Below are 23,048 nucleotides of genomic sequence, written 5' to 3' on the forward strand. Positions count from 1 at the left end.
TCAGCGACCAACAAGGTGAGGGCGGTTCTGCCCCGCACGGGAGGAAAAGCGAATGGATTTCGCGCCGAACGAAGATCAAGTCGCAATCCAGGATGCCGCCCGCGCTTTCGCGGAAGGACAGCTTGCCCCGTTCTCGGCGCAGTGGGACGAGAAGAAACACTTCCCTGTAGAGACGTTGCGCCAGGCTGCCGAGCTGGGCTTTGCCGGCATTTACGTGAACGAGGACGTCGGCGGCAGCGGCCTGTCGCGCCTGGACGCCTCGATCATCTTCGAGGCCTTGAGCTACGGCGACGTGCCGACGGCGGCCTACCTGACCATCCACAACATGGCCTCGTGGATGATCGACCGCTTCGGCTCGGACGACCTGCGCCAGCGCTACCTGCCGCGCCTGACGACCATGCAGCTGATCGCCAGCTACTGCCTGACCGAGCCGGGCTCGGGCTCGGACGCGGCCAACATGCGCACCACGGCCAAGCTGGATGGCGACCACTACGTCCTGAACGGTGGCAAGGCCTTCATCTCGGGCGGCGGCGTGTCGGATGTCTATGTCGTCATGGCCCGCACCGGCGGCGACGGCGCCAAGGGCGTCTCGGCCTTCGTGGTCGAGAAAGGCATGGAGGGGCTCAGCTTCGGGGCCAATGAGCGCAAGATGGGCTGGAACGCGCAGCCGACCGCCCAGGTGAACTTCGACAACTGCCGGGTGCCGGTCGAGAACCGTATCGGCCAGGAAGGCGAGGGCTTCCGCTTCGCCATGATGGGCCTGGACGGCGGGCGGCTGAACATCGCCTCGTGCTCGCTGGGCGGCGCGCAGTTCGCCCTCGACACCGCCAAGGCCTATCTGGAGACCCGCAACCAGTTCGGGCGTCCGCTGAAGGACTTCCAGGCGCTGCAGTTCAAGCTGGCCGACATGGCCACCGAGCTGGAGGCCGCCCGCCTGATGGTGCGCCGCGCCGCCCACGCGCTGGACAACAAGCACCCCGAGGCGACCAAGCTGTGCGCCATGGCCAAGCGGTTCGCGACCGACGCCGGCTTCCAGGTGGCCAATGACGCCTTGCAGCTGCATGGCGGCTACGGCTACCTCCAGGACTATCCGCTGGAGCGCATCGTGCGCGACCTGCGGGTGCACCAGATCCTGGAAGGGACCAACGAAATCATGCGCGTCATCATCGCCCGCGAGATGTTTCGGCAGTGATCTATCTCTGTCGCCACGGTGAGACCTTCCACAATCGCGAGGGGCGCCTGCAGGGGCGTTCGGAGTCGGACCTGACGCCGCTGGGCCGCGCCCAGGCGGCGGCGATGGGCGACCTGCTGTTCGATCTGGTCCGCCGAGACCCGCCGGCCGATTGGCGCATTGTCGCCAGCCCGCTGCGCCGGGCGCTCAACACCGCCGAGACCATCGGAGCGCGCCTCTCCCTGCCGGTGGAGATCGACGAGCGCCTGGTGGAGATCGACGTCGGCGAGTGGTCCAACCGCCTGCGCGAGGAGGTGAGGGGCGAGAACCCGCACCTGCACGGCGACGACGCCTGGGGCTTCCATGCGCCGGGCGGCGAGACCTATGAGATCATGATGGCCCGTCTCGGCGCGTGGCTGGCCGAGCAGGCCGCCGAGCCCGAGCGTCGGCTGATCGTGGTCAGCCACGGCGTCGCCGGCCGACTGCTGCGCGGCGCCTATGCCGGCCTGTCGAAGGCCGAGACCCTGGCCCAGGACATCCCGCAGGACGCCGTCTATCGCCTGATGGCCGGCCAGATCGACCGCCTCGACTGCGCCCCAGTCACGGAACCCGCATGACCGAAGAGCCCGAAGTCCTGATCCGCGTCGAGAAGAACGTCGGCCGCATCACGCTGAACCGCCCCAAGGCGCTGCACGCCCTGACGCAGGGCATGTGCGAGACCATGATCGGCGCGCTGCTGGACTGGCAGGAGGATCCCGAGGTCTACCTGGTCCTGATCGACCATGCGGGCGAGCGGGGTTTCTGCGCCGGCGGCGACATCCGCATGCTGGCCGACAGCGGCGCCAAGGACGGCGTCGAGGCGCGGGCCTTCTTCCACACCGAGTACCAGCTGAACCACCTGCTGTTCACCTACGACACCCCGGTGGTGGCGGTGATGGATGGCATCGTCATGGGTGGCGGCGTCGGCATCTCGATGCCGGCCCACGTGCGGATCGCCACCGAGCGCACGACCTTCGCCATGCCCGAGACCGGCATCGGCCTGTTCCCCGACGTCGGCGGCGGCTGGTACCTGCCGCGTCTGCCGGGCAAGGCGGGGCTGTGGCTGGCCCTGACCGGCGCGCGGATCAAGGGCGCGGACTGCATGCGCCTGGGCATCGCCACCCACCACGTGGAGTTCGGCGCCATCGAGGGCCTGAAGAAGGCGATCATCGCCGATCCGCGCCGCATCGACGAGATCCTGCGCAAGTACCGCGCCGACGCCGGCAAGGCCGCGCTGCTGGGCTTCGAGCAGGACCTGAACCGCCTGTTCGTCGGCGAGACCGTCGAGGAAATCTTCGAGTTCCTGACTCTGGACTCCAGCGACTGGGGCAAGGCCCAGCTGGAAGTCCTCAAGACCAAGTCGCCCCAGACGCTGAAGGTCGCCTTCGAGCAGCTGAAGCGCGGTGAGGCCATGACCGACTTCGCCGAGAACATGGCGATGGAATACCGGATCGGTTCGCGCGTGGTGATGAAGCACGACTTCATCGAGGGCGTGCGGGCGGTGATCGTCGACAAGGACAATGCGCCGAAGTGGAACCCAGCCTCCTTGGAGGGCGTGACCGACGCGATGATCGCCGAGATTTTCGCCCCGCTTCCCGCAGCGGAAGAATGGGTACCGCTGACGTAATGGTTTGCGTAGGCTAACGTCGCCTCAACTAAGAACACGTCGGTTCGGAAGGATTGCCATGCGTAAGCCGCTTCTCAGTCTCATCGCGGTGCTGGGCCTCGCCGCCTGCGCCACGCAACCGATGCTGGGCCCGCCGCCTCCGCCGCCTCCGGGCCCCGTCGCCGCCGCCATCCCGCCGAACATCGCCGCCGCCCTGAGCGATCCGTCGCGTCCGGCCGCCGACATGATCCGCGATAACGATCGCCGACCGGGCGACGTACTGGCCTTCGCTGGCGTGCGTCAGGGCGCCAAGGTCGCCGACCTGATTCCCGGCGGCGGCTACTTCACCCGCATTCTCTCCAAGGCCGTCGGTCCGCGCGGCGTCGTCTACGCCTATGTGCCGGACGAACTGACCAAGCTGGCCAAGCGCGAGCCGGCGGTGACCGCCATCGCCCGCGATCCGGAATATTCCAACGTGAAGGTGGTCCTGAACACGCTGCCCAACTTCTCGACCCCCGAGAAGCTGGACCTGGTGTTCACGGCGCTGAACTATCACGACATGCACGACAAGTTCATGGGTCCGGCCGACCTGTCGGTCGTGAACCGCCAGGTCTTCCGCTCGCTGAAGCCCGGCGGCGTCTACATGGTCATCGACCACTCGGCCGAAGCCGGCTCGGGCCTGCGCCACACCGAGGACCTGCACCGCATCGACTCCGCCGTCGTCCGCGCCGAGGTTACGGCTGCCGGCTTCATCTTCGAGGGCGAAAGCAAGGTGCTGCGTCGCCCCGCCGACGACCGCAAGACCAACGTCTACGACGCCGGGATCCGGGGAAAGACGGACCAGTTCGTCTACAAGTTCCGCAAGCCGTCGACGGCGCGCTGACAACTATAGTTGTCATCCCGGCCGTAGCGTAGCGGAGAGCCGGGACCGCCACAGGCTCAGAGCTTCCGGCGATCCCGGCTCGGCGTGCTTCGCACTTGGCCGGGATGACAGCTTTCAACGAAACCGCGCCCATGAGGCGCGGTTCGCATTTGCAGGGAGCTCCACAATGACGCGCATCGCCTTCATCGGCCTGGGCAACATGGGCGGCGGCATGGCCGCCAACCAGGCCAAGGCCCAGCACCGTGTCCGCGCCTTCGACCTGTCGGCCGCGGCGGTCGAGCGGGCCGTGGCGGCGGGCTGCCACGCGGCGGCCTCGGTGGCCGAGGCGGTGGCGGACGCCGAGGTGGTGATCACCATGCTGCCGGCCGGCCCGCACGTGCGTTCGGTCTATGCCGAGCAGGTGCTAGCCCATGCGTCCAAGTCGGCCCTGCTGATCGACTGCTCGACCATCGACGTCGAGAGCGCTCGCGCCGTGGCCAAGCAGGCGGCGGAGGCGGGGTTCCGCTTCGCCGACGCGCCGGTGTCGGGCGGGATCATGGCCGCCGAGGCCGGGACCCTGGCCTTCATGGTCGGCTGCGACACCGCCGACTTCCCGGCCATCGAGGCGGCGCTGGCGCCGATGTCGCGGGTCACGATCCACGCCGGCGACCACGGGGCAGGGCAGGCGGCCAAGATCTGCAACAACATGCTGCTGGGCGTCTCGATGCTGGGGACGTGCGAAGCCTTCGCCCTGGCCGAGAAGCTGGGGCTGGCGGCCGACCGCTTCTTCGAGATCGCCAGCAAGTCGTCGGGCCAGTGCTGGTCGGTCACCAGCTATTGCCCGGTGCCGGACGTCGGTCCGCAGACCCCGGCCGACCGCCACTACGAGGGCGGTTTCGCTACAGCCATGATGCTGAAGGATCTGAAGCTGGCCCAGGATGCGGCGGCCAAGGCCGGGGCTTCCACGCCGATGGGCGCGCAGGCCGAGGCTCTTTATGCCCTGTTCGACGGCAACGGCTTTGGGGGAAAGGACTTCTCGGCCGTGATCCAAATGCTGCGCGGCAGGCTGGCGGACTTGAACTGAATCGACCAAAACGCTGCGTTCGTCGCAGAGCTATCGGTTTCGTCTATGCGTCCAATCGCGCAATTCTATTTGCTAGGTAAACGCCCTTAGATGGACACTAACGATGCTTGGTGCGAAAAGCCGAGCCTGGAATTAAGGGGACCGTCGGACGATCGCCCGGCGGTTTGAAAGATCGACATGGACTACAAAGCCGCGTTCCGCAGCGCCGTCGACCAGATCCGCGAAGAAGGCCGTTACCGCGTCTTCGCCGACCTGAAGCGTCAGCGTGGGCAGTTCCCGCGGGCCACCTGGACCCGCCAGGACGGCTCGGAGCGCGAAGTCGTGGTCTGGTGCAGCAACGACTATCTGGGCCAAGGCCAGAACCCGATCGTGCTGGACGCCATGAAGGCGGCCGTCGACGAACACGGCTCAGGCTCGGGCGGCACCCGCAACATCTCGGGCACGAACCACGATCACGTCCTGCTGGAGCAGGAACTGGCGGATCTGCACGGCAAGGAAGCCGGCCTGCTGTTCACCTCGGGCTATGTCTCGAACGAAGCGACCCTGTCGGTGGTGCAGAAGATCCTGCCCGGCCTGATCATCTTCTCGGACGAGCTGAACCACGCCTCGATGATCGCCGGCATCCGCAACGGCGGCGGTCCGCGCAAGGTGTTCCGTCACAACGACCTGGCGCACCTCGAGGAACTGCTGGCCGCGGCTCCGGCCGACGCGCCCAAGATGGTGGCGTTCGAGAGCGTCTATTCGATGGACGGCGACATCGCCGACATCCGCGCCACGGCCGCCCTGGCCAAGAAGTACGGCGCCATGACCTATCTGGACGAGGTCCACGCGGTCGGCATGTACGGCCCGCGCGGCGGCGGCGTCGCCGAGCGCGAAGGCCTGATGGGCGAGATCGACATCATCGAGGGCACGCTGGGCAAGGCGTTCGGCGTTATGGGCGGCTACATCACCGGCGACGCCGTGGTGATCGACGCCATCCGCCTGATGGCCTCGGGCTTCATCTTCACCACCTCGCTGCCGCCCGCCCTGGTGGCCGGCGCCCTGGCCAGCGTCCGCTGGCTGAAGCAGCACCCGGAAGTGCGCGAGATCCATCAGGAGCGCGCCGCGACCCTGAAGGCCATGTTCAAGGCCGCTGGCCTGCCGGTGATGGATAATGAAAGCCACATCGTCCCGGTGCTGGTCGGCGACCCCGTCCACACCAAGATGATCAGCGACATGCTGCTGGCCGATCACGGCGTCTATGTGCAGCCGATCAACTATCCGACCGTGCCGCGCGGCACCGAGCGCCTGCGCTTCACGCCCACGCCGTTCCACTCCGACGACATGATGCGCAAGCTGGTCTCGGCCATGGAAAAGCTGTGGGCCCACTGCAACGTCGCCCGAATGGGCGGCCACGCGGCCTAAAGGAACAGACGCACCTTCTACTTCGACCGAACCACACATCGTCGAAACGAAAAACGCCGCCGGAGTCCGGCGGCGTTCGCATGTCTCGAGCTCAGCGCATCAGCTGCCGCGCCGCACGCCCTTGCCCAGGCCGATCTTCTTGGCGAAGTCCGAGCGACGGGCCGCGTAGGCCGGGGCCACCATCGGATAGTCGGGCGGCAGGCCCCACTTGCGACGATATTCCTCGGGGCTCATGTCGTAATGCGAGCGCAGGTAGCGCTTCAGCATCTTCAGCTTCTTCCCGTCCTCCAGGCAGACGATGTAGTCGTGCTGCACCGAGCGGCCCACCGGCACCGCCGGCTTAGCCTTCTCGACCGGCCGCGGCGCCTCGCCGCCGTTGCTCAGCGAGGTCAGGGCCTCGTGAACCGTGCGGATGAGGTCGGGAATGGCCGTCTGGGACACTGTGTTCTGGCCGACATAGGCCGCTACGATCTCGGCGCTGAGCCCCAGGATGTCGACGTCGTTGTCGTTCGCCGTGTCCGTGCCGCCGCCCTGAGACGCCATGAGAAACCCCACTACTGTTGTTGCAGATGTTCTGTCGCGGGCGGTCAGCGCCGCCCTACGCGACTGCAACGCACAGCTTTGCATGTGGTTCCGAGATTGATCGCCGCGCCTTACCCGTTAAAGAGGGCGCCTCTGCTGACTCCCCCAAACGCCTGGAGAGCGTCATGACCCAATCCAACACCAGCGCCTTTTTTGGCGCGGACCTCGCCACCGCGGACCGTGATATCTTCGACCGCATCGGTCGCGAGCTGGACCGTCAGCAGAACCAGATCGAACTGATCGCCTCGGAAAACATCGTCTCGAAGGCGGTGCTGGAGGCCCAGGGCTCTATCCTGACCAACAAGTACGCCGAGGGTTATCCCGGCAAGCGCTACTACGGCGGCTGTGAGTTCGTCGACGAGATCGAGACGATCGCCATCGAGCGCGCCAAGAAGCTGTTCGGCGCGGCCTTCGCCAACGTTCAGCCGCACTCGGGCTCGCAGGCCAATCAGTCGGTGTTCATGTCGCTGCTGCAGCCGGGCGACACGTTCCTGGGCATGGACCTGGCCGCCGGCGGCCACCTGACCCATGGCTCGCCGGCCAACCAGTCGGGCAAGTGGTTCAAGCCGATCAGCTACACCGTCCGCCAGCAGGACCAGCTGATCGATTATGACGGCGTGGCCGAGATCGCCCAGCGCGAGAAGCCCAAGCTGATCATCGCCGGCGGCAGCGCCTACAGCCGCGAGATCGACTTCGCCAAGTTCCGCGAGATCGCCGACTCGATCGGCGCCTATCTGATGGTCGACATGGCCCACTTCGCTGGTTTGGTGGCCGGTGGCGTGTTCCCCAGCCCGATCCCGCACGCCCACGTCGTCACCACCACGACCCACAAGACCCTGCGCGGTCCGCGCGGCGGCATGGTGCTGACCAACGACGAGGCGATCATCAAGAAGGTCAACTCGGCCGTCTTCCCGGGCCTGCAAGGCGGTCCGCTGGAGCACGTCATCGCCGCCAAGGCCGTGGCCTTCGGTGAAGCGCTGCAGCCGTCGTTCCAGGAATACGCCAAGCAGATCATCGCCAACGCCAAGGCGCTGTCGGAAGCCCTGCTGAAGTCGGGCGTCAACATCGTCTCGGGCGGCACCGACAGCCACCTGATGCTGGTCGACCTGCGTCCCAAGGGCGTGACGGGCCGCGACGCCGAGCACAGCCTCGAGCGCGCCCACATGACCTGCAACAAGAACGGCGTGCCGTTCGACACCGCGCCGTTCACGATCACCTCGGGCATCCGCCTGGGCACGCCGGCCGGCACCACGCGCGGCTTCAAGGAAGCCGAGTTCACCCGCGTGGGCGAGCTGATCGGCGAAGTGGTCAACGGGCTTGCGGCAAATGGTCCGGAAGGCAATGCCGAGGTCGAGGCCAAGGTGCGCGAAGAAGTGCTGGCCTTGACGGCCCGCTTCCCGATCTACAACTAATTGGCCTTCAGGCTCGCGGGAGGGGCCACATCATGCGTTGCCCCTTCTGCGGCCATGCCGAAAGCCAGGTCAAGGACAGCCGTCCGTCGGAAGACGGCGCGGCCATCCGCCGTCGCCGCATGTGCCCCGAGTGCGGTGGTCGCTTCACCACCTTCGAACGGGTCCAGCTGCGCGAGCTGATCATCCTGAAGCGCTCGGGCCGCCGTTCGCCGTTCGACCGCGACAAATTGGTCCGCTCGATCGCCCTGGCGACCCAGAAGCGTCCGGTCGAGGCCGAGCGCATCGAACGGATGATCAACGGCATCGTCCGGCAGCTGGAAAGCATGGGCGAAACCGAGCTTCCGTCGTCGGCGGTGGGCGAAATGGTCATGAAGGCGCTGAAATCGCTCGATGACGTGGCCTATGTCCGCTACGCCTCGGTCTACCGGGATTTCAAGGAGACGAGCGACTTCGCCAAGTTCCTGACCGAAGAAGGTCTGAGCGACGTCGCCGAAGACGAGCTATAGTTCGTTAATCCCTGATGTGTGCTTTTGGTCGCGCGGTTAGCGTGGCCGTGGAGATTCGAGCTAGATGGTTGAAGACAACATCCGCCTGTTGATCGTGGAGGGCCGAAGCCATTCGGGGATCTCCGACGAGCTGCTGCGCGGAGCCGCCCAGGCCATCGAGGCCCAGGGCGCCGAGTATGACGTGATCACGGTCTCCAGCGCGCTGCAGCTTCCGACCGCCATCGCCCTGGCCGAAGAAGCCGGCCACAAGCCCGTCGGCGTGCGCTACGACGGCTATGTCGCCCTGGGCGTGGTCATTCGCGGCGAGACCTATCATTTCGAGCTGGTGGCTCACGAGACCGCTCGCGGCCTGCAGGACCTGGGCGTGGGCAAGCGCCTGCCGATTGGGTTCGGCGTACTGGCCGTCGACGACGAGGCCCAGGCCTGGACCCGCGCGCGGGTCAGCGAAGGCGACCGGGGCGGCGCGGCCGCCAAGGCGTGCCTCGAAACCATCGCTCTGAAGCGTCAACTGCTAGGACAAGCCCGATGAGCGGCGCTCGCATCCAACCGCGCTCGGTGGCGCGCCTCGCCGCCGTCCAGGCCTTGTACCAGATGGAAGTCTCGGGCGCCGGCGTCGACGCCGTGGTCCGCGAGTTCGGCGAGCACCGCTTCGACCGCGACGTCGAGGGCGAGCGCCTGGCCGCCGCCGACGAGAAGTTCTTCGCCGAGCTGGCCAAGGGCGTGGTGAGCAACCAGGCCAAGGTCGACCAGGGCATCGTCAAGCGTCTGGCCTCGGGCTGGCGGCTGGAGCGCCTGGACGCCACGGCCCGCGCCGTCCTGCGCGCCGGAGCCTTCGAATTGATGTTCCGGCCGGACGTTCCGACCGAAGTCGTCATCAATGAATACGTAGAGATCGCGAAATCCTTTTTCGAAGGACCCGAGTCAGGCTTCATCAATGGCGCCCTCGACGCGATCGCACGTGATGCACGAGACTGACGAAGACGACTGGTTCGCCGAAGACGACGCCCCGCCCACGGCGGTGGCGCCGGCGACGGAATTCGACCATATCGAGCGCCTGCTTCGCCCGCTGACGCGCGGCGATCCGGTGGCGCTGGACCTGCTGGACGACGCGGCCGTGCTGCCCTCGCGTCCGGGCTATGACCTGGTGATCACCAAGGACGCCATGGTCGCCGGCGTGCACTTCCTGGCCGACGAGGCCCTGGACGTCGTGGCGCGCAAGCTGCTGCGCACCAATCTCTCGGATCTGGCCGCCAAGGCCGCCGAGCCCTACGGCTACTTCCTGGCCGTCGGCTGGCCCTCGGGCTCGGACGTCGCCTCGCGCGAGACCTTCGCCCGGGGCCTGGCCGAGGATGGCGCGGCTTTCGACATTTCGCTGCTGGGCGGCGACACCGTCACCACCTCGGGTCCATTGGTGGTCTCCGCCACGCTTCTGGGCTGGGCGCCGCAAGGCGGGGCCATCCTGCGTCGCGGCGCCAAGCCTGGCGACCGCCTGATGGTCTCCGGCACGATCGGCGACGGCTGGCTGGGCCTCCTGGCCCAGTGGGGCGAGGTCATGGACGCCGACGGCGCCATGCTGCGCCGCTATCGCCAGCCCGAGCCGCGCGTGACCCTGCGTGACGCCATGCGCGTCCACGCCAAGGCCGCCGCCGACGTCTCCGACGGTCTGCTGGCCGACAGCGCCCACATCGCCAAGGCCAGCGGCTGCCGTGTCCGGGTCGACCTGGAGCGCCTGCCGCTGTCGCCCGGCGGCCAGGCTTGGCTGGACCAGCAGCCCGAGCAGGTCGAGGGCCGCATCTCGCTGGCTTCCGGCGGCGATGACTACGAGATCATCTGCGCCGTCGACCCCAATGAGGCCTGGAACTTCCGCATCGCGGCGGCCGCCGCCGGCGTGAAGGTCAGCGAGATCGGCGAGTTCGTGGAAGGCGAGGGGGTCAGCGCCTACTACAAGGGCCGTGATGTCACGCCGTCCCGCCTGGGCTGGCTGCACGGCTAAACGCGAGAACGCGGTTAGGTTAATCTCAAGGCCTGTCGGTTATGGGAAGGACCCATGACCGCTCTCCGTACGCCCTCGCGCCGCTTCCTGCTCGCCGCCGCGCTCAGCGCTGTCGCCGCTCCGGCCTTCGCCAGCAGCGGCAAGAAGGAGAAGAAGGAAGGCGGGGAGCAGGCCCTCGATCCCACCTACAAGCTGGGCTCGATGACCATCCCGATCATCGCCAATGGCCGGATCGTCAATTACGTCTTCGTGGCCATGACCCTGAAGCTGGCCTCGGGGGCCGAGGTCGAGTCCTTCAAGGACCAGGAGCCGGTGCTGCGCGACGCCATCGTCCGCGCCGCCTACAAGACGCCCTTCACCCGCACCGACAGCTGGAAGGAAGTCGACGGCCCGCGCCTGACCAGCTTCGTGCTCAGCCAGTGCAACACCTTGTTCGGCAAGGGCAAGGTCGCGTCGGTCGAGATCGTCAAGCAGATCCCCCGCCAACAGCTGATGCCGCCCAAGGCCAGCGCCGCCAACACGAGCGGCGAAGGCCCTTTGAACCCCTGATTCCGCCCGAACTGCCAAGCTTTGCCTCGCCAAACGCTTGCGCCGACACGGGTTGCGCGCCTCCCGACCATCTGACAGTCTCATTTGGATGACGCCGTTCGGCGGTCATTCAGGGAGCATCGAGGGGGCACGAGGCCAAAGGCCCGCCCGTCGATCCAGGCGGCGGTTTGGCGTTCGTCATTTTTTGGCGCTCGCTCGAGCCTCCAGCCGCCGGGACCGGCGCACCCCTCGTGATTTGGAAAGCGCGAAGGGGCGAAGAACCTAATGAGTCTTTGGCTTAATCTGGCCATCGGGGCCGGGCTGCTGGCGGTGCTTTACGGCGCCGTACAATCGGCCAGTCTGATGCGGGCCTCGGCCGGCAATGCACGAATGCAGGAGATCGCCGCGGCGATCCAGGAAGGGGCCCAGGCCTATCTGAACCGCCAATATACAACGATCGGCATCGTCGGCGTGGTGGTGATCGCCGTTCTGGCGTTCTTCTTCAAATCTTGGGAGCAGCCCGTCGGCTTCGCCCTCGGCGCCATCCTGTCGGGCGCCGCCGGTTTCGCCGGCATGCTGATCTCGGTCCGCGCCAACGTCCGCACGGCCCAGGCCTCGTCCGAGAGCCTGGCCAAGGGCCTGTCGATGGCCTTCACCTCCGGCGCCGTCACCGGCATGCTGGTGGCCGGCTTCGCCCTGATCGGCGTGGCGGGCTACTACGCGCTGCTGCTGTCGACCGGCCACGCAGGCACCGACCGCGTGGTGGTCGACTCGCTGGTGGCCCTGGGCTTCGGCGCCTCGCTGATCTCGATCTTCGCCCGTCTGGGCGGCGGCATATTCACCAAGGGCGCCGACGTGGGCGGCGACTTGGTGGGCAAGGTCGAAGCCGGCATCCCGGAGGATGACCCCCGCAACGCCGCCACCATCGCCGACAACGTTGGCGACAATGTCGGCGACTGCGCCGGCATGGCCGCCGACCTGTTCGAGACCTATGCGGTGACCACGGTCGCCACCATGGTCCTGGCGGCGATCTTCTTCGGCGGCACCGACGTCGTCGGGTCGATGATGATCATGCCGCTGGCGATCTGCGCCGTCTGCATCGTCACCTCGATCATCGGCGCCTTCTTCGTCCGCCTGGGCAAGAGCCAGAACATCATGGGCGCCCTGTACCAGGGCCTGATCATCACCGGCCTGCTGTCGATCCCGGCGGTGTGGTGGGTGATCCATCAGCTGGTCCCGACCCCGGTCGAGCTGGATGGTCAGATGTTCACCGCCAACAACCTGTTCTACTGCGGCCTGGCCGGTCTGGCCGTCACGGCGCTGATCGTGCTGATCACCGAGTACTACACCGGCACCAATTTCCGCCCGGTGAAGTCGGTCGCCCAAGCCTCGGTCTCGGGTCACGGCACCAACGTGATTCAGGGCCTGGCCATGTCGCTGGAATCCACGGCCCTGCCGGCCCTGACCATCATCGTCGGCATCGTGGTGACCTATAATCTGGCGGGCCTGTTCGGCATCGCCATCGCCACCACGACCATGCTGTCGCTGGCCGGCTTCATCGTCGCCCTGGACGCCTTCGGCCCGGTCACCGACAACGCCGGCGGCATCGCCGAGATGGCCGGCCTGCCGCCGGAGGTCCGCGTCACCACCGACGCCCTGGACGCCGTGGGCAACACCACCAAGGCCGTGACCAAGGGCTATGCCATCGGTTCGGCCGGCCTGGGCGCCCTGGTGCTGTTCGCCGCCTATACCGAGGACCTGAAGTTCTTCTCGGAGAACGCCGCGGTTGGCAGCTTCTTCCACGGCATCGGCGCGGTGACCTTCGACCTGTCGAACCCCTACGTCGTGGTCGGCCTGCTGTTCGGCGGCCTGCTGCCGTTCCTGTTCGGCGGCCTGTCGATGACCGCCGTCGGTCGCGCGGCCGAGTCGGTCGTGGCCGAGGTGCGTCGTCAGTTCCGCGAGAACCCGGGCATCATGACCGGCGAGGTCAAGCCCGAGTACGGCAAGGCCGTCGACATCCTGACCAAGGCCGCCATCCGCGAGATGATCGTGCCCAGCCTGCTGCCGGTCGTTTCGCCGGTGGTGCTGTTCTTCGTGATCAACGCCATCGCCGGCAAGGTCGACGCCTTCGCGGCGCTGGGCGCCATGCTGATGGGCGTGATCGTCACCGGCCTGTTCGTCGCCATCTCGATGACCAGCGGCGGCGGCGCCTGGGACAACGCCAAGAAGGTGATCGAGGAAGGCTTCACCGACAAGAACGGCGTGGTTCACAAAAAGGGCGGCGACACCCACAAGGCCGCCGTCACCGGCGACACCGTCGGCGACCCCTATAAGGACACCTCGGGTCCGGCCGTGAACCCGATGATCAAGATCACCAACATCGTGGCCCTGCTGCTGCTGGCGGTGCTGGCCCACGGCGTCTGATCTCAAGTCAGAGGCTGAAAAGAGAAACGCCCCGGAGGAAACTCCGGGGCGTTTTGCTTGAGAACGTCTTGTTTTCGGGGACTGAGGAGATCTCAGTAGACGTCCTCGAGATCCATCTCCGACAACGCGTCCTGGATTTCGACCGGGGCCGCGCCACGGCGTTCCACGCCCTGGAAGTCGTGGTCGATCCGCCGGCGCCGGCAGGGGCCGAAATATTCGGTCGCCCGGATGAAGGGGCGGGGGTTGTTCACGATCTCATTGATCCGGTGCATGACCCCGCGCGCCGTCAGCGGCTTGGCCAGGAACTCGGTCACGCCCGCCATCCGCGCGTCGTTCAGCGAGCGCTGCGTGGCGTGGCCTGTCATCATGATGACCGGCACATAGGGGTTGGGGCTGGCCGTCGATGTGCGGATCCAGCGGATGAACGCCAGACCGTCGACCGGCGACATCATCAAGTCGGTGAAGATCAGGTCGATCTCTTGCGACTGGAATATTTTCAACGCCTCGAGGCCGTCGCTGGCCTCGCGAATCTTGCGCACGCCGGCCGCCTTCAGGATCTGGCTGACCACCTTGCGCATGTTGGCGTTGTCGTCGACCAGCAGAATGGCGACGTCACGAAGATCCATTCCCTCCATAGTGCGCCTCCCACCGCCGCTATGAATTCGTTCTCCAAAACCTTGGAGATCAGAGTCCGACGTTGGCCCATTTCGGGTTTATGAAGTGTTGAAGGCGCGGTTACTTGTTTGAATTAAGAAGGTGAACGTTGAATTCAGAATGAACCGGCGTGGTTTACTCACGTCTTTGAGTAGGTTTCGGTGGCTCCTGCACTCCGGACGCGAAAAAGCCGCCCACCTTGCGGTGAACGGCTTTTCTAATCTGTCGAGTTGTCGACGTTTTGCTGGCTGACCTAGCGGCGGTCGCCAGGGCGCTGGCCCGGGGCCTCGTCGTCTTGCGGGAGCATGCCGCCGCGACCGACGTTGCCCAGCAGTTGTTCCAGGATGGTCATCTCGCGGCCGCGGGTCGGGGTCTCACGGCCGTTATAGGCGATGACCTTGCCGTCCTTCAGCGTGTAGGTGTTCACCGAGGCGACCTTCTCGTCGGCCGGGTTGAACTTGATGGCCACGACGTCGCGCTTGATCACGCGCGGCATGTAGAAGGCCACCCGGTCGGTGGTCTGCGAGATGTAGTACCAGGTGTTCTGGTCGAAGGTCGAAACCACCGACGGCGAACCCAGCTTTTCCATCAGGGTCGACTTGGAGTCTTCGCCCACCTTCATGTCGGCGGGCTTGGCCTCGATGGCCTGGAAGCCCGAGTAGCTGGTCAGCGGCGTACAGGCCGAAGTGGCGATCGCCAGGCCGAGAATGGCGGCGGCGAAAACGGCGGGGCGAGACATCGAGGCTCCGAACCGGAAAAATGCAGACTTTGACCTATCGCCCGCGGGAGCTTAGTTCAATGCCCGCGTGAAAGCGGACCCCGCGTCTAGCGGGATGTCGCGGCGAAATCGAGGCGTTTCATGTTTCTGGATCGGTGGCTCAAGCCCAGGCCCGCCAAGGCGGCGGGGGCCAAGCTCTATGCTGGAGCCGTCGGGCAGGCGCGATCCGCGACCTTTTATCGTGACTTCGGCGTCCGCGACTCGATGGAGGGCCGTTTCGAGCTCTTCAGCCTGCATGTCATCTTCCTGGTCGAGCGACTGAAGGGGCAGGGCGAGGCGGCGGCCGAGACCTCGCAGGCCGTCTTCGATTCCTATGTGAAGGGCCTGGACGACGCTTTCCGCGAGATCGGGGTGTCGGACACCTCGGTCGGCAAGAAGATGAAGAAGCTGGCCGGCGCCTTCTATGGCCGCCTGAAGGCCTATGACGAGGCGGTGGCGAGCCTGCCGGACGAGGCCGCCGTGGGCGCCTTCCTGGCTCGCAACGCCTTTGAAGAGCGCGGGGAGGGTGATGTCGCCGCCCTGACCGCCTATGTGATCAAGACGCGCAAGGCGCTGGCGGAACAGCCGCTGGACGCCGTGCTGCAAGGAGACGTGACTTGGCCGACCCCGTGACCGCCCCCTGGCCTTGCGAGATCCCGCTGGCCCAGGTCGACCGTGGCGCCGTGAAGCTGAAGCTCGAGCCCTCGGCCGAGCAGCGCAAGGCGATCGCCAAGCAACTGGATCTGGTCAGCCTGGAAGCCCTGACCGCCGAGGTGTTCCTGACCTCGTGGCTGGATGGCGCCGAGGTCTCCGGCGTCTTGCGCGCTCGCGTGGTCCAGACCTGCAGCGCCACGGCCGACGACTTCGAAACCCCGATCGACGCGCGCTTCGATCTGCGGGTGTTGCCGGCCAACAGCAAGAACGCGCCGCAAGGCGAAGAGAGCGGCGACCTGGGCGTCGATCCGGACGCCGACGATCCGCCGGACGTGCTGGAAGGCGAGAAGGTCGATGTCTCGGGCTATGTCATCGAGCACCTGGCGCTGGAGCTGGATCCGTTCCCCCGCAAGCCGGGCGCGGTCTTCGTTCAACCGCCCGAACCGGTCGAACTTTCTCCGTTCGCGGCGCTGAAGAGCCTCAAATCAACGGATAAGGACGGCTAAACGGCCCGACTCGACCGCTTGCGTGATATTCACGCGGATGTATCGTCCGCCGCCTTGAGGGCGGCCGGGCCGCCTGCCGGAGCTCTAAGCGCCACGTGTCCCAATCCGTAGTCATCTCCGTCGACGCCATGGGCGGCGACCACGGCCCTTCCATCGTCGTGCCCGGCATCGCCCAGGCCAGCCAGGCGCTGCCGGGCGTGCGGTTCCTGCTGCACGGCGACGGGGCGGCGATCGAGGCGGAGCTGGCCAAGCATCCTAAGGCCAAGGCGGTCAGCGAAGTCCGTCACTGCGACAAGGCCATCGGCATGGACGAAAAGCCCGCCCAGGCCATGCGCCGGGGCAAGGGCTCGTCGATGTGGAACGCCGTTGAGGCCCTGCGCGAGGGGCAGGCCCACGCCTGCGTCTCGGCCGGCAACACCGGCGCGCTGATGGCCATCTCCAAGCTGATCCTGCGCATGGGCGCGGATCTGGAGCGGCCGGCCATCGTCGCCAACTGGCCCAATATGAAGGGCGTGACCACGGTCCTGGACGTCGGGGCCAATGTCGAGAGCGACGCCGAGCAGCTGGTCGAGTTCGCCATCATGGGTGCGGCCTACCACCACGCGGTGCACGGCGACAAACGCCCGACCGTGGGCCTGCTGAACGTCGGCTCCGAGGACCAGAAGGGCCACGAGGAAGTCCGTGAAGCCCACGCTATCCTGCGCGAGACCAAGCTGGACTTCGACTATCACGGCTTCGTCGAGGGCAACGACATCGCCTACGGCACCGTGGACGTCGTCGTCACCGACGGCTTCACCGGCAATGTGGCCCTGAAGACGGCCGAGGGCCTGGCGCGGTTCTTCACTAACGAGATCAAGTCCACCCTGACCTCGGGTCCGCTGGCCATGATGGGCGCCTTGATCGCCTCGGGCGCGCTCTCCAAGATGCGCAAGCGCCTGGACCCCGGCCGGGTGAACGGCGCGCCGCTTCTGGGCCTGAACGGAATCGTGGTGAAGAGCCACGGCGGCGCGGACGCCAACGGCTTCGAGTCGGCCATCCGGGTCGCCACCAACCTCGCGCGCAGCGATTTCCGCGCCGAGATCGACAGAAATCTGAAGCGCCTGACCGCCGCCGCGGCCAAGGACGAAGCTCCGACGTCGGAGCAGGGAGCGGCCGAGTGAGCGTGATCCGTAGCGTAGTGACCGGCGTCGGCGCGTATCTGCCGCCCAAGGTCGTGACCAACGAGGACCTGGCCAAGTTCGTCGACACCAGCGACGAGTGGATCGTCGAGCGCACAGGCATTCGCCAGCGCCACCAAGCGGCCGACGACCAGCCGGTCTCGGACCTGGCCTTCGAGGCCGCCAAGGAAGCGCTGGAAGCGGCCGGCAAGACCGCCGCCGATGTCGACCTGATCATCGTCGCCACCACCACCGCCGACCTGACCTTCCCGGCGGTCGCCACCATCGTCCAGCGCAAGCTGGGCGCGCCGGTCGGCATCGCCTTCGACGTCCAGGCCGTGTGTTCGGGCTTCGTCTATGCTTTGAGCGTCGCCGATGGCTTCGTGGCCCGCGGCCACGCCAAGTGCGCCCTGGTCATCGGCGCCGAGACCATGACCCGCCTGATGGACTGGAGCGATCGCGGCACCTGCGTGCTGTTCGGCGACGGCGCCGGCGCGATCGTGCTGGAGCCGGGCGAGGGGCAGGGGACCACGGACGACCAGGGCATGCTGGGCTTCGCCCTGCGCGCCGACGGGACCAAGCAGGACCTGCTGTATGTCGACGGCGGCGTCTCGACGACCGGCACGGTCGGCAAGCTGCGGATGCTGGGCAACCAGGTCTTCAAGCACGCCGTGGTCAACATCTCCGAAGCCATCCACTCGGCGGCCGCCAATGCCGGCGTCGAGGTGGCCGATGTCGACTGGTTCATCCCGCACCAGGCCAACCAGCGCATCCTGGCCGGCGTCGCCCATCGCTGCGGCATCGACGAGGAAAAGGTGATCTCGACCGTCGCCATCCACGCCAACACCTCGGCCGCCTCGATCCCGCTGGCCTTCGCGCACGGGGTGAAGGACGGTCGAATCAAGAAGGGCGACCTGCTGCTGCTGGAAGCCATGGGCGGCGGCCTGACCTGGGGCGCCTGCGTTCTGCGCCTTTAACGGTCAAGCTGCGCGTGCTTGCGCACGGGCTTGAACTCCTGACGTTGAGCCTTTGACTTCATGCGATAATCACGGCATGAGGTCGTCGGTGAATTTGGGCGCGGTCCGTTGAGGGCGGTCGCGACGAACCCAGGTTTACCGCCAGTGCTCCATCGTAGGTGGTCCTTCGGGCCGCCAGGATACGCGTGAAGGGGGTTGCATGAAGGGCGCTACTTTGACCCGGGCCGACCTGTGCGAGGCGGTCCATGAAGAGGTCGGATTGACCCGTCAGGACTGCGCCGGCCTGGTCGAGCGCACCCTGGATCTCGTGGCCGAGGCGCTCGAAGAGGGCGAGACGGTCAAGCTTTCCGGATTCGGCGTCTTCCAGGTCCGCGCCAAGCGGGCCCGCATGGGGCGTAACCCCAAGACCGGCGAGCCGGCCGAGATCGAACCCCGTCGGGTGATCGGCTTCCGCGCCTCCCAAGTCATGAAGGCGCGAATCGATCGCGCCCTCGGCGGCTAAGGATTCGATGCGGTGGCGAAGGGGCCCAACGCCTTCCGCACGATTTCCGAAGCAGCCGACGAGCTGGGCGTGCCGCAGCACGTCCTGCGTTTCTGGGAAACCAAGTTCTCCTTCATCCGCCCGATGAAACGGGCGGGCGGGCGGCGATTCTATCGCCCACAGGACGTGGCCGTGCTGAACGGCGTCCGCACCCTGCTGCACAGCGAAGGCCTGACCATCAAGGGCGTGCAGAAACTGCATCGCGACCAGGGCCTGGCGCAGGTGATCGCCGCCGGCATCGGCTCGAACGGCTCGGCCAGCCTGGATCCCGACTTTGATTATGACGCCCCGGCCCCGCAGCGGCTGGATGGTGAGGCGCGCAATCGCCTGGCCTTCGCGCTGGACGATCTGACGGCCATCAAGTCCCGTCTCGACGGCCTTTTGAGCCGCCCCTAATTTCGTCCGAAATCGCTGTTGCCCAACCGGAGAGCGGCGCCTATAAGAGCGCCTCTTCCGTCGGAGCGTGGCGCAGCCTGGTAGCGCACTTGACTGGGGGTCAAGGGGTCGCAGGTTCGAATCCTGTCGCTCCGACCATTTCCTTCGGGAAGTAACGGAAGACGAGAGGCCGCCCTTCGGGGCGGCCTTTTTCATTTCCAGGTCTAGCGCTGGCCCACGTCCAGCGGCTTGTCGGCCTTGCCCATCCACGAGATCAGCGGGATCACCGGCAGGATCCAGCCCATGCCCAGCGCCACGAAATAGATCAGGTGCACGAAGCGGTTCGACGGCAGTCGGTCGTACAGGCTGGTAAAGGCCCAGATCCAGGCGAACAGGACCGCCATCACGGCGATCGAGCCCAGGAACTTGCGCAGGCGCGCGGGAATCATGCGGGCAGGACTCTGGGGGGCGCTCACGCGGTTCTCCGGAAGAGGCCGAGCACGGCCAGGAACAGGATCGCGCCGACGCTGGAGACCAGCAGCTCGCCAGCGAAGCCGGCCAGGTGCAGGTCGATGCGCGAGGCGATGAACGCTCCGATGAACGAGCCGATCACGCCGATCAAGAGCTTGATGAACAGCGAGTGCCGGCGGGCCAGCACGATGTCGGCGATCCAGCCGGCCAGGATGCCGATCACCGCCGCCGCGAATACGCCCATGCCGCTCATTGTCTTCTCCGCCCCCACGCGAGACCTCGTTTCTCGCACGAAGTCACGGCGCCGTCATGCTGAGCCACAGAAACATTGATGCGGGCAAGCGGGGGGCGTAGGGAGGTTGCGCCGCATTTCGGCCCACTAGTGACGCTTTTCAGGCCCTATGACGTCTTTCCTGCGTTCCGACCGTTCGCGCCCCGTCGCGATCTGGCTCTTCATCGTCGCCGCCATGGTCTTCGCCATGGTCGTCGTTGGCGGCGCGACCCGCCTGACGGACTCCGGTCTCTCGATCACCCAATGGAAGCCGATCATGGGCGCGCTGCCGCCCATGTCCGAGCAGGCCTGGCGCGAGAGTTTCGAGCTCTACAAGAAGATCCCCCAGTTCCAGCTGGTGAACCCCGACATGACCCTGGAAGGGTACAAGGGCATCTTCTGGTGGGAATGGGCGCACCGCCTGCTGGGCCGCACGGTCGGCGTGGTGTTCGCGATCCCGTTCGCCGTCTTCCTGATCCGCCGCGACATCCCGCGCCGCCTGATCGCGCGTTGCGCGGTCATGCTGGGCCTGGGCGGCCTGCAAGGGCTGGTCGGCTGGTGGATGGTCTCCAGCGGCCTGTCCGAGCGCGTCTCGGTCGCGCCCGAGCGGCTGATGATCCACCTGGGCCTGGCGCTGGCCCTGTTCGTCGTCCTGATCTGGACGGCGCTGGACGCCTGGAGCGGCTCGCCGCGGGTCGAGGAACGCTCGGCCTGGCGCGGCTGGGCCCTGGCCTTCCTGGGGGCTGTGTTCTTCCAGAGCCTGCTGGGCGCGCTGGTGGCCGGCAATGACGCGGGCCTCGTCTACAACGACTGGCCGCTGATGAACGGGGCCTTCTTCCCGGCCGAGTATGTCGGGAAGGGCTTCTGGGGCACGCTGGCTCATAGCCAAGGCGCGGTGCAGCTGCATCACCGCCTGGTCGCCTACGCCCTGTTCGCGGCGGGCATCGCCATCGGCGTGCTGGTCCGCCGCGACCGTCCGCTGGCGGCGGGCAGCAAGGCCGCGGGTCTGGCTGTGGCGATCGTCGTCACCCTGCAGGCGGGCTTAGGGATCTGGACCCTGATGGCCTCGGTGCCGATCGCCCTGGGCGTGCTGCACCAGGCCGGCGCGGCGCTGCTGCTGGCCACGGCCACGGCCTTCGCCTGGCGGGTGCGCAGGCCTTAGGGTTTTCCGGGGCGTGCAACAAAGCCCCGGAACAACTGTCACACGCCGGGCGCAAACGAAGGCCGATTCCTCATGGAGCTTGGCCTTGATCCGCTCGCTTGTTCTCGCCCTGGTCGCGACCGCCGCCGTTCCCGCCATCGCCCTGGCTCAGGCGCCGGCCTCCGCCAGCGCCAACGACCCGTACTACAAGGCCGGCGAGGCCGCTCTGGCCAAGCAGCTGGCCGTGGTCCCCAACACGGGCAAGGCCAAGAACGTCATCCTGTTCCTGGGCGACGGCATGGGCATTTCGACGGTCACGGCCGGCCGCATATATGACGGCCAGCTGAAGGGCGTGGACGGCGAATCCAATTCGCTGGCCTTCGAGAAGCTCTCGTACTCGGCGCTCTCCAAGACCTACAGCCACGACACCCAGGTCACCGACAGCGCGGCCGGCATCACGGCGATCATGAGCGGCGTGAAGACCCGCAACAAGATCATCGGCCTGACCGGCGCGGCGCTGGGCGAGAAGTGCGAAACCGAAAAGGGCAATAGCGTCGCGTCAGTCGCCGAGCTGGCCAAGGCCAACGGCCGCGCCGCCGGCGTCGTCACCACCACCCGCGTCACCCACGCCACCCCGGCCGGCGCCTATGCCCACACCGCCTATCGCGACTGGGAAGGCGACGCCGACATGCCGGCCGAGGCTCTGGCTGCCGGCTGCAAGGACATCGCCCGCCAGCTGATCGAAGCCCCGGACGCCCTGCGCCTGGACGTCGTCATGGGCGGCGGTCGCTCGCGCTTCCTGCCGGACGGCAAGGACGTGGGCAAACGCGCCGACGGCCGCGACCTGACGGCCGAGTGGCTGAAGGCCGAGGGCGCGGGCTCGTCCTACGTCACTACGGCGGATCAGCTGAAGGCGATCCCGGCCGATACCAAGCACGTGCTGGGCCTCTTCGCCGGCGAGCACCTGCCGTACGAGGTGGAGCGTCCGGTGCTGGGGCAGGGCGTCCCGACCCTGTCGGAAATGGCCCTGTCGGCCATCGACGTGCTGTCCAAGAACCCGAACGGCTACTTCCTGCTGGTCGAGGGCGGCAAGATCGACATGGGCAGCCACCTGGGCAACGCCAAGCGCACCCTGACCGAGACCGTCGCGTTCTCGCAGGCGATCGACGCCGTGCTGGCCAAGGTCGACCTGAAGGACACCCTGGTCGTCGTCACCGCCGACCACAGCCACGGCCTGGTGATCTCGGGCTATGCCGCCCGCAACGCGCCGATCCTGGGCCTGGCCGGCAACGAGGGCGAACCGGTTCTGGCCGGCGACGGCAAGGCCTACACCACCTTGATGTTCGCCACCGGTCCCGGCGGTCCGGAAGGCAATGACACCCGCAAGGATCCGGCCAAGGAAGACACCGACGACATCGACTACCACCAGCAGGCCACGGTGAACCTGGCCAGCGCCGCCCACGCCGGCGAGGATGTGGGCGTCTTCGCCGACGGCCCTCAGGCCTTCCTGCTGCGCGGCGTGGTCGAGGAGAGCTACATCTTCCAGGTCATGCGGCACGCGTTCGGGTTTGATGCGAAGGCGGACGCTGTGAAGCAGTCGCGCTGACTCGGCTGGGGGGCTGGCCAGCTTCACCCCAAACCCGTCTCCCCGGCGAAAGCCGGGGCCCAGATACAGCCTGAGCATCTGGGGCGTTCGCGATCAACGCCTGGTCAGGGACTGAAGCGCTCGTGGGTTCGATCTGGGCCCCCGGCTTTCGCCGGGGAGACGGACGTAGGGGGATTGAGCGCGCTGTATCCTCGGCGTTCGCGAAATCGAACCCAGCAAAATCAACGCCTTGTCGATTTTACGCGCCTTCGAATGATCCGCACTCAGAACCGCCGCACAATCATAGCCATCCCTGTCGCGGGGGAGGGCGTTTGGATCCGGCCCAAA

General features: G+C 66.8%; 25 protein-coding genes and 1 tRNA gene. 21 read left to right on the plus strand and 5 right to left on the minus strand.

What is annotated here, in order from left to right; genetic code table 11:
- The first annotated feature begins 52 nt into the window (after positions 1–52).
- The 5 genes from J7528_RS22350 to hemA all read left to right on the plus strand — a co-directional run bounded on the left by J7528_RS22350 (position 53) and on the right by hemA (position 6,166).
- Entirely contained in the window at positions 53–1,192 is a 1,140-nt protein-coding gene (locus J7528_RS22350; RefSeq protein ID WP_291879169.1) for an isobutyryl-CoA dehydrogenase, read from the plus strand.
- Positions 1,189–1,788, plus strand: coding sequence for a histidine phosphatase family protein (locus J7528_RS22355; RefSeq protein WP_291879174.1), 600 nt, complete (start codon positions 1,189–1,191; stop codon positions 1,786–1,788). Before J7528_RS22350 ends, J7528_RS22355 begins: the two co-directional genes overlap by 4 nt.
- Positions 1,785–2,837 (plus strand): enoyl-CoA hydratase/isomerase family protein, encoded by a 1,053-nt coding sequence (locus tag J7528_RS22360; RefSeq protein WP_291879176.1) that lies wholly within the window; start codon positions 1,785–1,787, stop codon positions 2,835–2,837. Before J7528_RS22355 ends, J7528_RS22360 begins: the two co-directional genes overlap by 4 nt.
- Positions 2,838–3,556: 719 nt before the next feature.
- Positions 3,557–4,762 (plus strand): 3-hydroxyisobutyrate dehydrogenase, encoded by a 1,206-nt coding sequence (mmsB, locus tag J7528_RS22370; protein WP_363270407.1) that lies wholly within the window; start codon positions 3,557–3,559, stop codon positions 4,760–4,762.
- Between the two features lie 177 nt (positions 4,763–4,939).
- Positions 4,940–6,166, plus strand: coding sequence for a 5-aminolevulinate synthase (gene hemA / locus J7528_RS22375; protein ID WP_291879183.1), 1,227 nt, complete (start codon positions 4,940–4,942; stop codon positions 6,164–6,166).
- Between the two features lie 99 nt (positions 6,167–6,265).
- On the opposite strand, the gene J7528_RS22380 is transcribed toward hemA, so the two are convergent.
- On the minus strand, positions 6,266–6,709 hold the full coding sequence (locus J7528_RS22380) for a MucR family transcriptional regulator (protein WP_291879186.1): 444 nt from the start codon (positions 6,707–6,709) through the stop codon (positions 6,266–6,268).
- A 164-nt stretch (positions 6,710–6,873) separates the two neighbouring features.
- On the opposite strand from J7528_RS22380, the gene glyA reads away from it, so the two are divergent.
- The 7 genes from glyA (at position 6,874) to J7528_RS22415 (ending at position 13,611) form a co-directional block, all read left to right on the plus strand.
- Positions 6,874–8,160 (plus strand): serine hydroxymethyltransferase, encoded by a 1,287-nt coding sequence (gene glyA / locus J7528_RS22385; RefSeq protein WP_291879188.1) that lies wholly within the window; start codon positions 6,874–6,876, stop codon positions 8,158–8,160.
- Between the two features lie 32 nt (positions 8,161–8,192).
- Positions 8,193–8,666, plus strand: a complete 474-nt coding sequence (gene nrdR, locus J7528_RS22390; RefSeq protein WP_291879191.1) for a transcriptional regulator NrdR — start codon at positions 8,193–8,195, stop codon at positions 8,664–8,666.
- Between the two features lie 64 nt (positions 8,667–8,730).
- Complete coding sequence (ribH, locus tag J7528_RS22395) at positions 8,731–9,195, plus strand: 6,7-dimethyl-8-ribityllumazine synthase (protein WP_291879193.1); 465 nt, start codon at positions 8,731–8,733, stop codon at positions 9,193–9,195.
- Positions 9,192–9,641 carry a transcription antitermination factor NusB gene (gene nusB / locus J7528_RS22400; protein WP_291879195.1) on the plus strand — a complete coding sequence of 150 codons (450 nt, stop codon included), beginning with the start codon at positions 9,192–9,194 and terminating at the stop codon, positions 9,639–9,641. Before ribH ends, nusB begins: the two co-directional genes overlap by 4 nt.
- A complete protein-coding gene (gene thiL, locus J7528_RS22405; protein ID WP_291879199.1) occupies positions 9,601–10,659 on the plus strand; it encodes a thiamine-phosphate kinase in 1,059 nt (352 codons plus the stop codon). The genes nusB and thiL overlap by 41 nt, the downstream gene beginning before the upstream one ends.
- Before the next feature lie 54 nt (positions 10,660–10,713).
- A complete protein-coding gene (locus J7528_RS22410) occupies positions 10,714–11,208 on the plus strand; it encodes a hypothetical protein (protein ID WP_291879201.1) in 495 nt (164 codons plus the stop codon).
- A 264-nt stretch (positions 11,209–11,472) separates the two neighbouring features.
- On the plus strand, positions 11,473–13,611 hold the full coding sequence (locus J7528_RS22415) for a sodium-translocating pyrophosphatase (protein WP_291879204.1): 2,139 nt from the start codon (positions 11,473–11,475) through the stop codon (positions 13,609–13,611).
- A gap of 92 nt (positions 13,612–13,703) precedes the next feature.
- Here the strand turns inward: J7528_RS22415 and J7528_RS22420 are convergent, their stop codons facing one another.
- Together J7528_RS22420 and J7528_RS22425 are read right to left on the minus strand one after the other, a co-directional pair.
- Positions 13,704–14,246 carry a response regulator gene (locus J7528_RS22420; protein ID WP_291879207.1) on the minus strand — a complete coding sequence of 181 codons (543 nt, stop codon included), beginning with the start codon at positions 14,244–14,246 and terminating at the stop codon, positions 13,704–13,706.
- 272 nt (positions 14,247–14,518) lie between these two features.
- Positions 14,519–15,004, minus strand: coding sequence for an outer membrane protein assembly factor BamE (locus J7528_RS22425; RefSeq protein ID WP_291879210.1), 486 nt, complete (start codon positions 15,002–15,004; stop codon positions 14,519–14,521).
- 120 nt (positions 15,005–15,124) lie between these two features.
- Between J7528_RS22425 and J7528_RS22430 the strand changes: the two genes are divergently transcribed.
- The 7 genes from J7528_RS22430 (at position 15,125) to J7528_RS22460 (ending at position 19,391) form a co-directional block, all read left to right on the plus strand.
- On the plus strand, positions 15,125–15,655 hold the full coding sequence (locus tag J7528_RS22430) for a ubiquinol-cytochrome C chaperone family protein (protein ID WP_291879212.1): 531 nt from the start codon (positions 15,125–15,127) through the stop codon (positions 15,653–15,655).
- Positions 15,640–16,182, plus strand: a complete 543-nt coding sequence (locus J7528_RS22435; RefSeq protein ID WP_291879215.1) for a DUF177 domain-containing protein — start codon at positions 15,640–15,642, stop codon at positions 16,180–16,182. Before J7528_RS22430 ends, J7528_RS22435 begins: the two co-directional genes overlap by 16 nt.
- Before the next feature lie 95 nt (positions 16,183–16,277).
- Positions 16,278–17,342, plus strand: a complete 1,065-nt coding sequence (gene plsX, locus J7528_RS22440; RefSeq protein WP_291879218.1) for a phosphate acyltransferase PlsX — start codon at positions 16,278–16,280, stop codon at positions 17,340–17,342.
- The gene (locus tag J7528_RS22445; protein ID WP_291879220.1) at positions 17,339–18,316 is read left to right on the plus strand and encodes a beta-ketoacyl-ACP synthase III; all 978 of its coding nucleotides are present in this window, start codon (positions 17,339–17,341) and stop codon (positions 18,314–18,316) included. The genes plsX and J7528_RS22445 overlap by 4 nt, the downstream gene beginning before the upstream one ends.
- 199 nt (positions 18,317–18,515) lie before the next feature.
- Positions 18,516–18,818, plus strand: coding sequence for an integration host factor subunit alpha (locus tag J7528_RS22450; protein WP_291879223.1), 303 nt, complete (start codon positions 18,516–18,518; stop codon positions 18,816–18,818).
- Positions 18,819–18,830: 12 nt separating this feature from the next.
- Positions 18,831–19,253, plus strand: coding sequence for a MerR family transcriptional regulator (locus J7528_RS22455; RefSeq protein WP_291879225.1), 423 nt, complete (start codon positions 18,831–18,833; stop codon positions 19,251–19,253).
- A 61-nt stretch (positions 19,254–19,314) separates the two neighbouring features.
- A tRNA-Pro gene (locus J7528_RS22460) sits at positions 19,315–19,391 on the plus strand.
- Between the two features lie 65 nt (positions 19,392–19,456).
- Here J7528_RS22460 and J7528_RS22465 read toward each other — a convergent pair.
- Positions 19,457–19,708, minus strand: a complete 252-nt coding sequence (locus tag J7528_RS22465) for a DUF2842 domain-containing protein (protein ID WP_291879227.1) — start codon at positions 19,706–19,708, stop codon at positions 19,457–19,459.
- Positions 19,705–19,956 carry a GlsB/YeaQ/YmgE family stress response membrane protein gene (locus J7528_RS22470; protein ID WP_291879230.1) on the minus strand — a complete coding sequence of 84 codons (252 nt, stop codon included), beginning with the start codon at positions 19,954–19,956 and terminating at the stop codon, positions 19,705–19,707. The genes J7528_RS22465 and J7528_RS22470 overlap by 4 nt, the downstream gene beginning before the upstream one ends.
- Before the next feature lie 148 nt (positions 19,957–20,104).
- On the opposite strand from J7528_RS22470, the gene J7528_RS22475 reads away from it, so the two are divergent.
- Together J7528_RS22475 and J7528_RS22480 are read left to right on the plus strand one after the other, a co-directional pair.
- Positions 20,105–21,136, plus strand: a complete 1,032-nt coding sequence (locus tag J7528_RS22475; RefSeq protein ID WP_291879233.1) for a COX15/CtaA family protein — start codon at positions 20,105–20,107, stop codon at positions 21,134–21,136.
- Between the two features lie 85 nt (positions 21,137–21,221).
- The gene (locus J7528_RS22480; protein WP_291879236.1) at positions 21,222–22,721 is read left to right on the plus strand and encodes an alkaline phosphatase; all 1,500 of its coding nucleotides are present in this window, start codon (positions 21,222–21,224) and stop codon (positions 22,719–22,721) included.
- Positions 22,722–23,048 lie beyond the last annotated feature (327 nt).

The organism is Caulobacter sp. (assembly GCF_017744445.1).
In the GTDB taxonomy this organism is placed as follows: domain Bacteria; phylum Pseudomonadota; class Alphaproteobacteria; order Caulobacterales; family Caulobacteraceae; genus Caulobacter.

What these genes read in the sequence shown, in the direction of transcription:
- J7528_RS22350 (WP_291879169.1), top strand. Translation starts at nt 53, where the DNA reads ATGGATTTCGCGCCGAACGAAGATCAAGTCGCAATCCAGGATGCCGCC.
- J7528_RS22360 (WP_291879176.1), top strand. Translation starts at nt 1,785, where the DNA reads ATGACCGAAGAGCCCGAAGTCCTGATCCGCGTCGAGAAGAACGTCGGC.
- hemA (WP_291879183.1), top strand. Translation starts at nt 4,940, where the DNA reads ATGGACTACAAAGCCGCGTTCCGCAGCGCCGTCGACCAGATCCGCGAA.
- J7528_RS22380 (WP_291879186.1), bottom strand. Translation starts at nt 6,709, where the DNA reads ATGGCGTCTCAGGGCGGCGGCACGGACACGGCGAACGACAACGACGTC.
- glyA (WP_291879188.1), top strand. Translation starts at nt 6,874, where the DNA reads ATGACCCAATCCAACACCAGCGCCTTTTTTGGCGCGGACCTCGCCACC.
- nrdR (WP_291879191.1), top strand. Translation starts at nt 8,193, where the DNA reads ATGCGTTGCCCCTTCTGCGGCCATGCCGAAAGCCAGGTCAAGGACAGC.
- ribH (WP_291879193.1), top strand. Translation starts at nt 8,731, where the DNA reads ATGGTTGAAGACAACATCCGCCTGTTGATCGTGGAGGGCCGAAGCCAT.
- nusB (WP_291879195.1), top strand. Translation starts at nt 9,192, where the DNA reads ATGAGCGGCGCTCGCATCCAACCGCGCTCGGTGGCGCGCCTCGCCGCC.
- thiL (WP_291879199.1), top strand. Translation starts at nt 9,601, where the DNA reads ATGGCGCCCTCGACGCGATCGCACGTGATGCACGAGACTGACGAAGAC.
- J7528_RS22410 (WP_291879201.1), top strand. Translation starts at nt 10,714, where the DNA reads ATGACCGCTCTCCGTACGCCCTCGCGCCGCTTCCTGCTCGCCGCCGCG.
- J7528_RS22415 (WP_291879204.1), top strand. Translation starts at nt 11,473, where the DNA reads ATGAGTCTTTGGCTTAATCTGGCCATCGGGGCCGGGCTGCTGGCGGTG.
- J7528_RS22420 (WP_291879207.1), bottom strand. Translation starts at nt 14,246, where the DNA reads ATGGAGGGAATGGATCTTCGTGACGTCGCCATTCTGCTGGTCGACGAC.
- J7528_RS22425 (WP_291879210.1), bottom strand. Translation starts at nt 15,004, where the DNA reads ATGTCTCGCCCCGCCGTTTTCGCCGCCGCCATTCTCGGCCTGGCGATC.
- J7528_RS22430 (WP_291879212.1), top strand. Translation starts at nt 15,125, where the DNA reads ATGTTTCTGGATCGGTGGCTCAAGCCCAGGCCCGCCAAGGCGGCGGGG.
- J7528_RS22450 (WP_291879223.1), top strand. Translation starts at nt 18,516, where the DNA reads ATGAAGGGCGCTACTTTGACCCGGGCCGACCTGTGCGAGGCGGTCCAT.
- J7528_RS22470 (WP_291879230.1), bottom strand. Translation starts at nt 19,956, where the DNA reads ATGAGCGGCATGGGCGTATTCGCGGCGGCGGTGATCGGCATCCTGGCC.
- J7528_RS22475 (WP_291879233.1), top strand. Translation starts at nt 20,105, where the DNA reads ATGACGTCTTTCCTGCGTTCCGACCGTTCGCGCCCCGTCGCGATCTGG.